Genomic DNA, 13,775 nt, shown 5'->3' on the forward strand with positions numbered 1-13,775 from the left:
GAGCCATGACGATACGGAAACTTACAATCATAGCTCTGGTGGCCCTGCTTCTTCCCTTAAAGTCATTTGCCTTCGACTTTCCGAAAGACCTGCCGACATTTGAAGCTCTGATGGCTCTGCACAAAGCCGTAAAGAAAGATGAAGACCAGGCGTTGGCACGCATAGCCACGAGCTTCGGGGAGCAATCGCTTGTCACCAAAGGCGCGGAGAAGTTCAATGATGTACGCTCGACGCTCGACACCAAGCTCAACAACGCATACTCATACGTGGTACTCGCCGCTGCCATATCCTCGACCGCCAGCTCACTCTATCTGCTGACAAAGGAATACAAGGACTTTACGGTAAACACCTACAAGTATGTGACCAAAAAGCCCTTTGTCGCGTGGTACTATGCCGACGCCAACCTTGCCATAGCACGCGAGATAAAGCACGCCCAGAAACTATACGCTACCGTGGCCGCCTCCGGCATAAACCTCATGAAAGCCTCGATGGACGAGAAGATGAACCTTGTCATGTCGCTGAAGGACACCATAGAGAACGCCCGGCGGATTATCGACAACGCCAACCTGTGGTGCTACCTCATGACAAACTGCGGCTGGAAGCCTGACTACATCTGGGAGATACTAACCTCCGATGTCAAGGACGAGATCGTGGGAGCGGTAATCAACAAGTGGAACCAATAAACATATACCGATCATGAAATTCAGAACTATCACCGCATTATCGCTTGCCCTGCTCATTGCGGCACTCCCGGCGGCAGTGTCGGCCAAGACACCCACAATCCATGACGACCAGAAAGAGAAACAATGGCTCTCGATGGAGAACGGGCCGTGGGACTTCGCTCCCGACTGGTACTATTATTTCCTGCACAAGAATTATTCCGGCGCGGAAATGTACTGGAAGTGGGCCGGCTTCAAATCCGGCTACCGCGTCCGCTTCAAGGAGGAGAAATCGAATGTCAAACGCATCATGCCCGTGCGTGTCACGGCTGAAGAGACCCAGCGGCAGAAACTCTCTAAGGTGGAGAAGGAGCGTGCATACGTCGAATCGCTCTACAAGGAGGAACTGGCACGCGAGGCTGACCGGGCTGTCGATGTCGTCTATTCAATCTACAAGGACGAGATCTGCCGTATGCAGGACTGTATCGCCGACGGGCTTCTATATTGCCTTAACAAGAGCAAGGGGAAGATGAAGTATCAGGTTGACGAGCTGTCACGGCAGAACGAGATAATCTGCGCCAATATCGCCTATATCCATAAACAGGGTGTCGGCTACGGGCTGGAGAACGCAAAGCGTCAGCAGGCATACGAGGAGGCAAAGGCCGAGATGGGAAAACTGGTGTCGCGCACCGCCCGCCTTGCGGCTGTGGCCGCCACCCACTACTAACATTAACCTGACTAATTGAAAACTATATGACTTTATTATCAATACTCTGCACAATGGGGCTTCCGGCTATCGACCAGAGCCTCGACAAGCTGCTTGTGGCGATGGAGGCGTTTCCGAATGTAGCGATTTTAGGCGACACAATCAGCTTCGCCCGTATGCTCGGACTGCTGCTCGCCCTGTGCGTAGGCTCTTACGAGTGCTGGATGATGATGCTCGGACGCCGAGGAATGGACATAATGAAGCTGCTACGCATCATAGGCATATCAATGTGCATATCATCTTCATCGTGGATATGCTCGGCTCTCCAGATGCCCGGCAAGTCTTTGGAAGCAACCACTAAGTCAATGGCTATGGCGAAGAACAAGGAAGTCGCGGCACTGGAGCTGAAAGTGGCCCAGAAGCAAGGCGAGTATCTTGAACGCCTCCGGGCAGTGCAGGATTCAATATCCACGGCGAAACAGGTGGCCGCCATAGGCGAGGACGCGAACTGGTGGGACAAACTCGTCTATAACGTGGAAAACCTCGGCGAGACCATCAACAACTACGCCCAGCGTGCGGCGGTGGCCGCTGAGACAAAGGTAAGCGAGTGGATAAACGACGTGATACGCTTTGTCGGCGAGCTGATTTTCCAGATGTCTTACTACGGCATACTTGTGGCGCAGAGGATATTCATAGCGATAATGATTGTGTTCTGCCCCATAATGTTCGCCCTGTCACTCGCTCCGCCGTGGAACTCGGCATGGAGCCAATGGATGTCAAAATTCCTCTCCCTCACGTTATGGGGCTTCGTGACATATATGTGCCTTTACTACATAGACTTCATACTGATGTATAATCTTCAGGAGGATCTGGTGGCCTACAACCACCTGTTGCACGGTGCTGTCAACTCATGGGAGCAGATAGGCGCGCTCGGTTTGCAGGGCATAGGCTCCAACTGTATGTACGCTATGGGTATGCTTGTCGGGGCCTATATCATACGCTTCGTTCCCGAAGTCGCCTCATGGCTCATACCCGGCGGTGTCAGTAGCGGTGCCGCTTCTCCCTCAGGCAGTGTTGCTATGGGCGCGGCGATGATGGGCGGCTCGGCGGCTCTCAAAGCTACCAACGTGACCCGCAATGTGGCCGGTTCAATCGGCGCACAGGCAGGAAGAAATCTGAAACACACCCCTTAATCAGACAAACAAGATTATCATGCTGATAAAATCCCTTGAACAGAAAACACGGCTCGCAATGATGACGGTAATGGCAACCATAATAGGTTGCGCCGCCATCTGCGGGTTCACCGTGTGGCGTTGCGTGTCGCTCGTGACCGAGGAGCGCAAGCAGATATATATTCTTGACGGCGACATACCGTTCCTTGCCGAGCGTGCCGGACTTGAAGCCAATTTCATCATGGAGGCGAAAGCGCATATCCAGCTCTTCCACCAGTATTTTTTCAATCTCCCTCCCGACAACGACTATATCAAGTGGACTGTCGGCAAGGCCATGTATATGGCAGACGGCACAGCCCTGAAGCAGAAGCAGGCCCTTGACGAAAACGGCTTTTACTCCGACATCATATCATCTTCGGCTGTCTGCACCATAATCTGCGACTCTATCCAGTTCGACGAGCATACACGCAAGTTCAGCTACTACGGGACGCAGATTATCAAGAGGCGCACGCGCGATCTAAAACGCACCATGCTCACCACCGGCTATGTGGAGAATGTGCCACGTACACAGAACAATCCCCACGGACTGATGATAACCAACTGGCGTACTCTTGAAAACAAAGACCTTGACTATTAAAACCTGACTTATGAAATCACTCAGACAAACTTTCAGCGACAACCGGAGGAAAGCGCATGGCGCAATACGCTCATGGCTCCGGCCGAAGATGGGTGCCATAGGCACACGCTACCGTCTGGCCGCCCGGATCAGAAAGGCCAATTCATGGGCCACGCGACACCCTCGCCGGACTTTCGGCTATGTCGTCGGCTCCCTGCTGATGATACTCGTGTGCGACATCATAGTGACCGGGGCGCGGATGGAATCACAGGAGCCGGAGCTGCAATCCATCGCCAAGGTCGAGCCTATCTTCAGCGGCTTCCGCACCATTCAGGCAAACAAGGAGGCGCAACGCCGGCGGCTCATGGAGATAACAGGCGACGGTCAGGCGGTAAAGCATGAGCTTGACTCCCTTATCGCCATTCCACGCAAGAGCCATGCCGACTCAATAGGCATAATACGCCGGTACAGGCAGCTTGAACAGATTGTAAAATCCCTCAAACTTAACGATAACAATGAAAAAAATTAATTTCAGACAACCGAAGTATATCTTCCCTGCGGTGATATTCGTGCCGCTGTGCGCGCTGATATATTTCGCTATGGAGACTTTCGGCGGCGGTGGGGACGACCCTCAGGCCGTGGCGACAGACCGTATAAATTCCACTCTGCCGGAGGCCAACGCCGAGGCTCCCGGTGACAAGATGTTCGAGATGTCACGCCGCTTTGGTGACGAGGACGCCTTTACCGCCGTGGGCGCGCTCGGCGAGGAACAGGAGGAACGCGAGGCTCTGGAACACGGCTACACCGAGGACGAGCTGAACCGTCTCGACGCGGCCGAGGCTGAGCGTATCCGTCAGCAGCAGGAGCTGGAGGAACTGGAGCGTTCCCTTGCTGAATCGCGCCGGCATATCAACTCATACGCTTACGGTGACGGCTACAATCCTGCCGACTATGAACCTGCCGTTGACCCTCGCAGCGAATATGCACGCGACCTTGAGGCGATACAGCAGCGCAGCTATGAGCGTCAGAAAGCTATCGAGGCCGGACTTGGCATAGGACAGCCTGACCCGGAGGAAACAATGCGTAAACACCGGGCCGACTCCATAGCAAGGGCGCGGGAGATAGAGCGTGAGAAAAACCGACCCTTGCTGGTGCTTAAATCAAGGGAGACAAATGCCGACAAGTTCAATACCGTGGGGAGTTCGGCCGATAATGTCGATGCTCCGCTTATCCGTGCCATGATCGACAAGACAACAAAGGCGCACGAGGGCACGAGGCTACGCTTCAAGTTGCTCGATGATGTGACCATACATGATGTGAGGCTTGCCAAGGGCACATATCTGTACGGCACTGTCACAGGCTTCGGCCAACAGCGTGTCCGCGCCGCCATCACTTCAATTCTTGTAGGCGGAAAGTTCCTGAAAGTGAACCTTTCGGTGTTCGACAACGACGGCATGGAGGGCTTCTATGTCCCGGAGTCCGCTTTCCGCGATTTTATGAAAGAGGCGGGAGCCAGCACAGTGCAGCAGAATATCAGCTTTGAGTCCGAGAGCGGTTACGGCTCCGGAATATCCGGCGAGGCCATCGCTTTGCAGGCTCTCCAGAATATGTATAACTCGGCAACTTCCGCTGTATCGGCCAATATCCGCAAGAACAAGGCGAAAATCAAATACAACACAATCGTTTACCTTATCAATTCAGACGAAGCATATTAAACGGTAATCAACCAACCCATTATGAAAGATAAAATTATTGCAGCGACCCTCGCGCTATGCGCCGTCGCAATCCCGGCGACAGCCAAAGAGAAGATCCTTGTCAACTCGGAAGTGACAACCCATATCGTCATGCCTGAGAATATCAAGATGGTGGACTTATCCACCACAAAGATTATCGGCAACCAGTGTGCCGACAACATCGTGCGTATCAAGCCGTTCATCGAAGCTGACTCCGTTCCCACCTCCTACCGCGAGGGTGAGCTGATGGGTACTCTCACACTCATCGGCGAGCGGCATCTGGCACAGTACGATGTGGTATATACCACCGCACCCTCGCGTGCCGCCTCTATCCACCGTGTGCCATACGCCGGATTGGACTCATACATCAATCCGGAAGTATCCATGCCTCAGTCGGAAATGGCACGTTACGCCTGGGCCGTATATGGCAGCGGTCGAAAATACAATCAGGTGGTCTCCAGAGCCAACGGCATGAAGGCGATTGTCAACAACATCTATTCGATAGGCGATTATTTCTTCATCGACTATTCCCTTCAGAACAGCACGAAGATAGCATACGACATCGCCGAGGTGCGCGTGAAGCTCACCGACAAGAAGGAGGTCAAGGCCACAAACTCTCAGACGGTGGAGCTGTCGCCGGTATATTCGCTGAACCTTGCCAAGAAGTTCAAAAAGAACTACCGCAACGTGCTTGTGCTCGACAAGCTGACTTTCCCGGACGAGAAGGTGCTCCGCATCGAAATATCGGAGAATCAGATAAGCGGACGTGTCATAACCCTTACCGTGGAGTATGACGATATTCTCAACGCCGACGGCTTCGACTCCGATATACTCAAAAATCTGCCGTTCAACTATTCACCCCATATCTACAAATAATCCGGTACTATGAAAAAGATACTGTTCGCAATCATCTGTGCGGTGGCTTCTCTCACGGCCACCGCTCAGGAAAACAAGATAGCCGTCAACGCCGGCTTCCTGTTCCCGTCAACTCTCAACGCCACCGTTGGCTACGAGAGGTCGTTCACCTATGGCAACGCCGTGGAGGTCTATGGCGAGATTGGCAATCACTGGAAATCGGGCGAGGGTCAGTTTTGGAAGGGGTACTATTGGGACGGCGGTATAATCTACAAACACCGTCTGCACCGTTACAAGAACGGCAGCTTCCGTGTCCGCTTCGGCCCTCAGTTCGGAGCTGTGGAAAGAAAGTTTTTCATCGGTATCGAGGGAGGCTTTGAATACAACTATGTGTTTCAGAACGGATGCGAGTTCTCGATCATACAGAAGAATAATGTGAATTTCCTGCATGGTGACACGTTCCGCAACGGCCTCATGCTCGGATTCAAGATACCATTCTAATCCCTTTCCCCCATGGCTTTTGAAGAAACAAAGGAACAGCAACAGATGTATAACTACTTCCGTAGCTGTATCTATATATTCCTGATCATCGAGATTGTGATGAACCTGCCTATCACAGCTGACAACCGCGTGACGCAGTTCATACTCGACCTGCTCGGACGCTTCAAGGTGTTCAACTCCGTGGCCGGGTGCAAGGTTGCCGAACTTGTCTGCATCTGTGTGGTATGTATCGGCACCAAAGCGAAAAAGGCGTTGAAGTTCAACCTGAAGACTATGGTGGTATATCCGGTGCTTGCAGGTCTCACTCTCGTGGGACTGTGCTTCATCTTCCATCACGGCACATGGGGTATGTCGCTCTTCGGCTTCCCTGCAAGCCGTGTCCTGTATGCCTTCTGCTCGGTGGTCGGCACGATGCTCGTACACCAGGGACTCGACGGTATCGCCAAGTATTACAACCACAAGGTCGGCGAGGACAGGTTTAATTTCGAGAATGAATCGTTTGAACAGTCCCGTCAGGAGGTCAATACCCCTTATTCTGTGAACATCCCGATGATATTCTACTGGAAAAAGCGTATGCACAACGGCTACATCAACATTATCAATCCGTTCCGTGGCACTATTGTTTTGGGTACTCCCGGCTCCGGAAAGTCTTTCGGCATCATAGATCCGTTCATAAGGCAGCACGCAAGAAAGGGCTTCGCCATGATGGTATATGATTATAAGTTCCCGACGCTTGCCAAGACGCTTTTCTATCAGTATTGCAAGAATTTACACTACGGGAATCTGCCAAATGGCTGCGGTTTCCGTATAGTCAATTTTACCGATGTGGAGTATTCCAACCGTATCAACCCCATCCAGCGTAAATACATTCCCGACCTCGCGGCGGCTTCGGAGACGGCGGCCACGCTTCTTGCCTCGCTCAACAAGGGCGGTGGCGAGAAAAAGGGCGGCTCGGAGGCTTTCTTCACCAACTCGGCAGAGAACTTCCTCGCGGCGATCATATATTTCTTTGTTAATTTCCACCCGACAGGTTTTCTGAAAGGGAAAAAACTGAAACGCTATATATCGCACGAGGGCAAGAAATTGGAGCTTGTGATACGCAACTGGGACGATTTCAACGCTCTGGACGAGAACGGCGAGGTCATGCTTGACTTCGTGAATGAGAACGGGCGCGACGTATCCACCGACGAGGACAAGATGTTTGTTGACCTTAACGGATTCTCCTATATCGACCGTATGGGTAAGCTGATACTGATTGACCGCTGCTGGTATGAGGACGAGAACGGAAATGAGGTTGAGCCGGACACTATCACAGGTGAATTTTCGGATATGCCTCATGTGCTGTCGTTCCTCGGACGCAAGTATTCCGAGGTGTTCGACATTCTGATGATGGACGATAAGATAGCCTCGCTGATGGCTCCTTTCAAGTCCGCTTACGAGAACAAAGCCAACGACCAGCTTGAAGGTATGGTGGGTACTCTCCGCGTAAATGCCGCACGGCTTGTATCCCCTGAAGCCTATTGGGTGTTCACCGGCGATGATTTTGACTTGAAAATTTCCGACCCGGTGAGTCCGAGCTATCTTGTGATTGCCAACGACCCCGAAAAGGAACAGGTCATCGGCTCTCTGAACGCTCTGGTGCTTAACCGTCTGATAACACGTGTCAATTCCAAAGGCAATATACCTGTCAGTATCATCGTTGACGAGCTTCCCACGCTGTACTTCCACAAGATTGACCGACTAATCGGCACGGCGCGAAGCAACAAGGTTGCCGTGACTCTCGGTTTTCAGGAGCTTCCGCAGTTGGAGGCTGACTACGGCAAGGTGGGTATGCAGAAGATTATCACGACCTGCGGCAACATATTCATGGGTGCGGCACGAAACAAGGAGACTCTTGAATGGGCGCAGAATGATGTTTTCGGCAAGGCAAAGCAGACATCGACCTCAATCACCATAAACGACCAGAAAATCTCCACCTCCATTTCCGAGAAGATGGACTATCTCGTTCCGGCGGCGAAAATCGCAGACATGGCTACGGGCTGGCTTGCAGGTCAGGCGGCACGTGACTTCACGGCCACCGATGAAAAGATGCTGTCACATTTCGACATCGAGGACTCCGAGGAGTTCAAGACCACCAAGTATTTCTGCAAGACGCACTTTGATATGGCACGTATCAAGGAGGAAGAATCCAACTATGTGGAGCTGCCTAAAATCTATTCTTTCGACAGTGAGCGAGAGAAGGAGATTATGCTCAACCGCAATTTCAAGCGTGTTAACCAGGAGGTGGCCGATATGGTGAAGGAGCTTCTCGGCACTGAATAACAAATCACTTATCATGGAAACTACCGCCATAATATCCGTACCTCTCTCGCTACGCTTATCTGGAAGTGCGTTGAAGATTATCGCTATCCTCTCGATGATGGCCGACCATTGCGCCTACTTCCTTATGGAGCCGGACTCTCCCATGTATGACTTGTTGCGATGTATCGGCAGGATAGCGTTCCCTGTGTTCGCTTTCCTTGCCGCCGAGGGGTTCGCACATAGCCGCGACCGTATGAGATATTTTCTGATACTGTTGCTTGCAGGTGCAGTCAGTGAATTGCCGTGGTATCTGCTCAACGGTGCGGACGGCACACATAATGTCATGTTCACTCTCTCCCTCGGAGTTGTGGCACTCGCCATATTCGACCGTATGTGCGAACATGGGCCGCTGTCGTTCATAGGTGTGGCCGCTATCGCTGTTCTGGCATGGTGGCTCGGAACGGATTATGACTGGCGCGGTGTTCTGATGATAGCGGTGTTCTACATTCTCCGGCACCAGACTATGCGTCCGTGGCTGGAGCGTTCATCGACACATTTTCCCTCGCAGGCTATTCTTCAGATTATATTCACGTTTCCTTTGATGGCTCACTACGGCATCGCCGGTGCATTGCTCGCCTCCGGAATAATCTTCCTGTATGACGGCACCCGTGGCTTTATACGAAGCAAACCGGCCAAATACAGCTTCTACGCCATTTACCCGGCACATCTGATGTTGATTTGGTTATGTGGTTGACTACTGACCTTTAGTAATATCTTTGCAAAAGGCACTATCTGTTATTTGTATAATAATACGGATAGTGCCTTTTGATTCAATCTATTACATGAAGCATACATGAGTATGACCTTTGCAAAGTCTTTGTAAGAGTCTGAAAAATAAAGAAGTGATGTATTGTCGGCTATTATCGGCTATTCAATATCGCCTTGTTCATTACATGAAATTACATGACTCATCCCCAACTGGGTATATAAGCAATATCACGTCTGTTAGTCCCTTCGGGTGTTCCAACTTTAATCAAGCCTTGCGCCAATGCTTCCTTTATGACAATAGACACCAAGGGATAATTCTTTTCATCAACACCCAATCTTTCGCGTAATGATTTGTTTGTGAGCATTTCATTCGCCAAATACTTTAAGCAAGCATGTTGATAGCAAGCCTGCACACGTTCTTCCTTTGAGGTCTGTGACCATGTTTTGTATGCTGATAAAATTATTGTTGTACGAATATCAGATACGCGATACTTAATAGGCGGAAGTTGGTATTTTTCTATTGCAGAAAGGGCCTTGTCCATACCACTGCCTTTTTCCTCGCAAAATCCCATTCGGCGCATTATATCTGCAAGTTCTTCGTTGCGCGACTGATATTCATCTATAAAGCGGTCTGTGCTTATAAGTGGTTGACCCGGTGACGATATTTCGACTCTATCAGAATAAATCTCAATCATAGGGAAGCCAAGTACGGAAAAATCCTGATGAATTATCATATTTGCTGAGACTTCTCTTATCGCTATTTCAGGATACATTCTGACATCTTCACGTAATGCTTTGCCAATCTCTTCGTTTGCTGGCAGTTGACCATTTACCCAGTCAATCATTTTTGGAAAACAAACGGCATAACCTTGTTCAAAGCCCTGTTCCCTGACAGTCTCAACTTTGCTTTTCCCGTTATATACAATTACACGCATAGCCTTACGGTAAAGATTATCAAAGTCACGTAAGTCTTTTGCAAGCAGTATCGCGCCTAATTCAGTAATGCCATATCCTGTAAGTGTAGCGATAATGAATTTTTCTGAAATAAAACGGTCGATGATACTATCTACTGTTTGGGGCATAGGTATCTTCAACCGATCATAATATGTCTCCACGCTGAGTAATCGGGTAATATCAGCGGAGCTTCCACATTCTTTTACAACAGTCTTATCCAGAGTCTTACTGCGATTTTTTCTCCATAGTTTTGCTTCTTTCTCCGGATAGCCTATAAGAGGTTTTGTAAGTGAGCCTACACGAATATAGGCCGTATTCAAAAAAGTTACCGGACGTTCAGTTGCGGCTGGGATACGATAAAGAGAGATGTGCTCTTCCTCATAATCAAACTCAAAGCACTCAATGTCAATTCTTGGATTAAGACGGTTGAGGAGCCACATTTCAAGTTCCTCATTACCTTTCTTATGGCGTTTTGCCTTAAATGATGTACCAACGATTTTGTGGGTGCCATCCTCGACTCCGAACACAAGATATCCGAATGGTTTGTTTAGAAGAGCAGCACTGTTAGATAACGCCGACAGTCTTTGACCTATCTCTTCTTCCGAATGAAAATTATGCTTGAACTCAACCCATTCCGTTTCTTGAGGAAGCGAAACAAGTTTATCAAGAAGCTGCGTAAGTCCCAATGTATTCATACTACAAAGTTAATAATTTTAATCGAGCCATGCTATATTTTTATTGAGAGTCAACGCTTTTAGCACATTATAGCATTTTCAATACGCTTATCACAGCACGGATATAGCCCGGATCTTCAGCGTAGCCAATCTTTTTCAGCCACAGCAGATAATTTCCTCCCTTATATCGGTACTGTACTTTTGTGTAGTAGGCTTTGACTGATTCAGTCCAATGGTTGAACTCGTAGTATTTACCTGTGCGTGGATTTGTAAGCCCGAAAAGGTTGTGCTTGTTGCGGCATACCGGAGATTTGAACCAGCCTGTTTCAAGTATTGCCTGTGCCAAAACTATTTTCGGATATTTTATGCCGTTCTTTTCAATCTCGGCAATCAGATTTGGAATGGTCAGATCCGGGAGTCCGGAACTGACCGGTGCTTGCCGGAAATGTGACTTTGATGTGGTGACAATGCTTGCAGATAGCGTTTGTGGCATATTTTTTACGCCAATAACCGTTTCCGGGATTGATGATATTTGAGGCAATATACTATCACTCTTATTATCAGTGTTATAAACTTCTCTATTGTGCATTTCAACCGTCACGGGAGAATCTTTTGTAACGGTGTAAAACTGGGCTGCGGCATACTGTGAACAGAAAACTGCACAGGCAATCGCAACAAAAATGTTCGGAATTTCAAATTTAGCAATCATGTGGGGATAATTTTGAGGTCGACAAGCGGTTACGCCGCAAATTTATAACCTCTAATTCATTGACATGGAAATTCCGAACAAAAATCAGCAGGACACGCTCCCTTATGAAAAACTCGCCCTTTTGGGTATCGACAGGGAGAAAGCTGATATGCTTCCGCAGGACGTGAAGCAAAAACTGATGCAGGGGGAGGTCACGCCTCTTTTGCAGGTGTCTATCGACACCGGGAATGGCATGGTTATCTCATTACCCCTCAAACTTCAGCTCGCAGCCGACAAGGACGGCAACCCCACGCTGATCGCATATCCCGTGCAGCGTGAACTGTCTGTTGACAGAAACAACGAGCTTCGCCTGTCGCAACAGGAACTTGACGCACTGCGCCGTGGCGACGTGTTGCAGAAAGCCATCGACATCAACGGCGAGAAGACTCAGCAGTATCTCCAGCTCGACCCGGAAACGAAGTCAATCATCCACCGCCGCATAACCGAGGTGCAGATTGAGCAAAAGTTGAAGGACATGGAAAAGGTCAACGACATCGAGCTTGGCTCCCAACAGAAACAGCAGGCACGCGAAGGCAAACCGGTGGAACTGTCGGTAGGCGGCGAAAAGGTATCGGTTGGCATCGACCTCAAGGAACCTCAGGGCTTCAAGATCGTAAAAGGCGACCTCAAGGAGTGGGAGCGTCAGCAGAAATTCCGTTATGACGAGCAGCACCCCGAATATCTCGGTCTGGTAATGACCGACAAGAACCGCTGGGAGTACCGGAAAGTTGTCGAGCATGACTCTAAGGAACGTGCCATCAGCCTCGACCCCACGCAGAAAGAGGAACGCAAATCCGGTCTCAAACGCTGACGCACATGGCAGCTTCAAGAAAAAAAGAGCCGGGCCAACTCTCCGTAATGGATCAGTTCGACCGCATGAAAGAGAAACACCCCGACGCCTTGCTACTTTTCCGCACCGGCAGCACATACGAAATCTACCGTCAGGACGCGAAAAAGGTGTCGGAAATTCTCGGTACACCAGTCTCCACGCGTACAGTCGGCAAAGAAAAGAATGTCGATGTGGCATCTTTCCCACATGAAGCACTCGACACTTATCTGCCACGGCTTGTAAGAGCCGGAATGAGAGTGGCTATATGCGAGCAGCTTGAAGAACCCAAGCAGAAGAAAAAGGAGCAGGAGGCGAAGCACGGGGAGACTACATCACAACAACCCATTAACAAAGAATCCGATATGCCAAGAAAAAAGAAAGAGAAGACTCCCCAGGAGGAGCTTGTAAAGACCACAAAGAGCGCGGTCGATGAAACGACCCCGAAAGAGAAAAAATCAGAATCCCAATCCGCCACCCAGGGCGAAGCCGCCGAGCGCAAGCCCCGTGAGCCTCAGATGGTGACGGTCAACGGCGACAAGGTGACACACGGCCACGCATACCAGAGCAAGACCAACCCGGAGGACTGGTATTTCACCGCCAAGATCAACGGCGAACAACTGAAGCCTCAGAAGATGGATCCGGCTGACCTCGTCGCCTATAAGGAGAAGGAACTCACCGTGCCGCAGCTAATGGAACGCTACTATCCCACGAAACTTATGCCGAGGGTGCCGGATGTAGCCTATCAAGTGGCAAATGTGCTGCCCGGACCCGGCGGAAACCTGACCATAGACAAGTTCAATGTCTATAAGGAGACCGACGAGACCCGCGCTGACTACGGCAAGTATAAGTTCTACGCACAGGTGGGAGACAAGAAGATGTCAACAACCGCCTCACGCGAGGACCTGAACGCATACTTTGACCGTGTGGCAACTCCCGGACAGCTTGTGGAGCGCAACTTCGGCGACCGTCTGCACCTGCAATCCCACTACGAGCAGTTCAGGCTCCCGGAGGGCATCGACCCCAAGGGTATCCGTGTCGCAAAGGACAAGGAAGATGGAAAGTGGAAGGTGTCGGCCGACCTCGGCGACGGACGTGGACGCACTTCCCGTCAGGAGCTGTCCTTCGACGACGGCTATTCGCTTTTCAAGACGAAGACCGCCACACGCGAGCAGATAGCCGCAAAATATCTCACTGAGGAGATAAGCACCAAACTCGCCGCTCCGCTATCTATGGAGAAATCAGCCTCCATGAAAATGTAA

At 50.4% G+C, this 13,775-nt stretch carries 14 protein-coding genes; 12 read left to right on the forward strand and 2 right to left on the reverse strand.

Annotated features, from left to right (window positions below):
* Window positions 1-5 precede the first annotated feature (5 nt).
* The 10 genes from HPS57_RS03125 to HPS57_RS03170 are packed head-to-tail and all read left to right on the forward strand — an operon-like array spanning window position 6 to window position 9,297.
* Entirely contained in the window at window positions 6-683 is a 678-nt protein-coding gene (locus HPS57_RS03125) for a hypothetical protein (RefSeq protein WP_172180101.1), read from the forward strand.
* A gap of 13 nt (window positions 684-696) precedes the next feature.
* Window positions 697-1,386 (forward strand): DUF5045 domain-containing protein, encoded by a 690-nt coding sequence (locus tag HPS57_RS03130; RefSeq protein WP_172180103.1) that lies wholly within the window; start codon window positions 697-699, stop codon window positions 1,384-1,386.
* Between the two features lie 26 nt (window positions 1,387-1,412).
* On the forward strand, window positions 1,413-2,558 hold the full coding sequence (locus HPS57_RS03135) for a TraJ family protein (RefSeq protein WP_136415562.1): 1,146 nt from the start codon (window positions 1,413-1,415) through the stop codon (window positions 2,556-2,558).
* A gap of 19 nt (window positions 2,559-2,577) precedes the next feature.
* Window positions 2,578-3,174 carry a conjugative transposon protein TraK gene (gene traK / locus HPS57_RS03140; RefSeq protein WP_103983131.1) on the forward strand — a complete coding sequence of 199 codons (597 nt, stop codon included), beginning with the start codon at window positions 2,578-2,580 and terminating at the stop codon, window positions 3,172-3,174.
* Window positions 3,175-3,184: 10 nt separating this feature from the next.
* The gene (locus HPS57_RS03145) at window positions 3,185-3,682 is read left to right on the forward strand and encodes a hypothetical protein (protein WP_123398955.1); all 498 of its coding nucleotides are present in this window, start codon (window positions 3,185-3,187) and stop codon (window positions 3,680-3,682) included.
* Window positions 3,669-4,868, forward strand: coding sequence for a conjugative transposon protein TraM (locus tag HPS57_RS03150; RefSeq protein WP_172180105.1), 1,200 nt, complete (start codon window positions 3,669-3,671; stop codon window positions 4,866-4,868). Before HPS57_RS03145 ends, HPS57_RS03150 begins: the two co-directional genes overlap by 14 nt.
* A gap of 21 nt (window positions 4,869-4,889) precedes the next feature.
* Entirely contained in the window at window positions 4,890-5,762 is an 873-nt protein-coding gene (gene traN / locus HPS57_RS03155) for a conjugative transposon protein TraN (RefSeq protein WP_172180107.1), read from the forward strand.
* Between the two features lie 9 nt (window positions 5,763-5,771).
* On the forward strand, window positions 5,772-6,242 hold the full coding sequence (locus HPS57_RS03160; protein ID WP_103983128.1) for a hypothetical protein: 471 nt from the start codon (window positions 5,772-5,774) through the stop codon (window positions 6,240-6,242).
* Window positions 6,243-6,254: 12 nt separating this feature from the next.
* The gene (locus tag HPS57_RS03165) at window positions 6,255-8,564 is read left to right on the forward strand and encodes a type IV secretory system conjugative DNA transfer family protein (RefSeq protein ID WP_123550297.1); all 2,310 of its coding nucleotides are present in this window, start codon (window positions 6,255-6,257) and stop codon (window positions 8,562-8,564) included.
* 13 nt (window positions 8,565-8,577) lie between these two features.
* On the forward strand, window positions 8,578-9,297 hold the full coding sequence (locus tag HPS57_RS03170) for a TraX family protein (protein ID WP_172180109.1): 720 nt from the start codon (window positions 8,578-8,580) through the stop codon (window positions 9,295-9,297).
* 214 nt (window positions 9,298-9,511) lie between these two features.
* Here the strand turns inward: HPS57_RS03170 and HPS57_RS03175 are convergent, their stop codons facing one another.
* The gene (locus HPS57_RS03175) at window positions 9,512-10,960 is read right to left on the reverse strand and encodes an RNA-binding domain-containing protein (protein ID WP_136410206.1); all 1,449 of its coding nucleotides are present in this window, start codon (window positions 10,958-10,960) and stop codon (window positions 9,512-9,514) included.
* A gap of 67 nt (window positions 10,961-11,027) precedes the next feature.
* A complete protein-coding gene (locus HPS57_RS03180) occupies window positions 11,028-11,648 on the reverse strand; it encodes a glucosaminidase domain-containing protein (protein ID WP_136410207.1) in 621 nt (206 codons plus the stop codon).
* Window positions 11,649-11,712: 64 nt separating this feature from the next.
* Here HPS57_RS03180 and HPS57_RS03185 point away from each other — a divergent pair, with 64 nt between their 5' ends.
* Entirely contained in the window at window positions 11,713-12,498 is a 786-nt protein-coding gene (locus tag HPS57_RS03185; RefSeq protein ID WP_123397115.1) for a DUF4099 domain-containing protein, read from the forward strand.
* Between the two features lie 5 nt (window positions 12,499-12,503).
* The gene (locus HPS57_RS03190; RefSeq protein WP_172180111.1) at window positions 12,504-13,775 is read left to right on the forward strand and encodes a MutS N-terminal domain-containing protein; all 1,272 of its coding nucleotides are present in this window, start codon (window positions 12,504-12,506) and stop codon (window positions 13,773-13,775) included.

This window comes from Palleniella intestinalis (genome assembly GCF_013166595.1).
In the GTDB taxonomy this organism is placed as follows: Bacteria; Bacteroidota; Bacteroidia; order Bacteroidales; family Bacteroidaceae; genus Prevotella; species Prevotella intestinalis.

Excerpts from the sequence above, each read along its gene's own strand:
- HPS57_RS03130 (WP_172180103.1), top strand. The coding sequence starts at position 697 with ATGAAATTCAGAACTATCACCGCATTATCGCTTGCCCTGCTCATTGCG.
- HPS57_RS03135 (WP_136415562.1), top strand. The coding sequence starts at position 1,413 with ATGACTTTATTATCAATACTCTGCACAATGGGGCTTCCGGCTATCGAC.
- HPS57_RS03180 (WP_136410207.1), bottom strand. The coding sequence starts at position 11,648 with ATGATTGCTAAATTTGAAATTCCGAACATTTTTGTTGCGATTGCCTGT.
- HPS57_RS03185 (WP_123397115.1), top strand. The coding sequence starts at position 11,713 with ATGGAAATTCCGAACAAAAATCAGCAGGACACGCTCCCTTATGAAAAA.
- HPS57_RS03190 (WP_172180111.1), top strand. The coding sequence starts at position 12,504 with ATGGCAGCTTCAAGAAAAAAAGAGCCGGGCCAACTCTCCGTAATGGAT.
- HPS57_RS03165 (WP_123550297.1), top strand. The coding sequence starts at position 6,255 with ATGGCTTTTGAAGAAACAAAGGAACAGCAACAGATGTATAACTACTTC.
- HPS57_RS03175 (WP_136410206.1), bottom strand. The coding sequence starts at position 10,960 with ATGAATACATTGGGACTTACGCAGCTTCTTGATAAACTTGTTTCGCTT.
- HPS57_RS03125 (WP_172180101.1), top strand. The coding sequence starts at position 6 with ATGACGATACGGAAACTTACAATCATAGCTCTGGTGGCCCTGCTTCTT.
- HPS57_RS03150 (WP_172180105.1), top strand. The coding sequence starts at position 3,669 with ATGAAAAAAATTAATTTCAGACAACCGAAGTATATCTTCCCTGCGGTG.
- HPS57_RS03145 (WP_123398955.1), top strand. The coding sequence starts at position 3,185 with ATGAAATCACTCAGACAAACTTTCAGCGACAACCGGAGGAAAGCGCAT.
- traN (WP_172180107.1), top strand. The coding sequence starts at position 4,890 with ATGAAAGATAAAATTATTGCAGCGACCCTCGCGCTATGCGCCGTCGCA.
- HPS57_RS03170 (WP_172180109.1), top strand. The coding sequence starts at position 8,578 with ATGGAAACTACCGCCATAATATCCGTACCTCTCTCGCTACGCTTATCT.
- HPS57_RS03160 (WP_103983128.1), top strand. The coding sequence starts at position 5,772 with ATGAAAAAGATACTGTTCGCAATCATCTGTGCGGTGGCTTCTCTCACG.
- traK (WP_103983131.1), top strand. The coding sequence starts at position 2,578 with ATGCTGATAAAATCCCTTGAACAGAAAACACGGCTCGCAATGATGACG.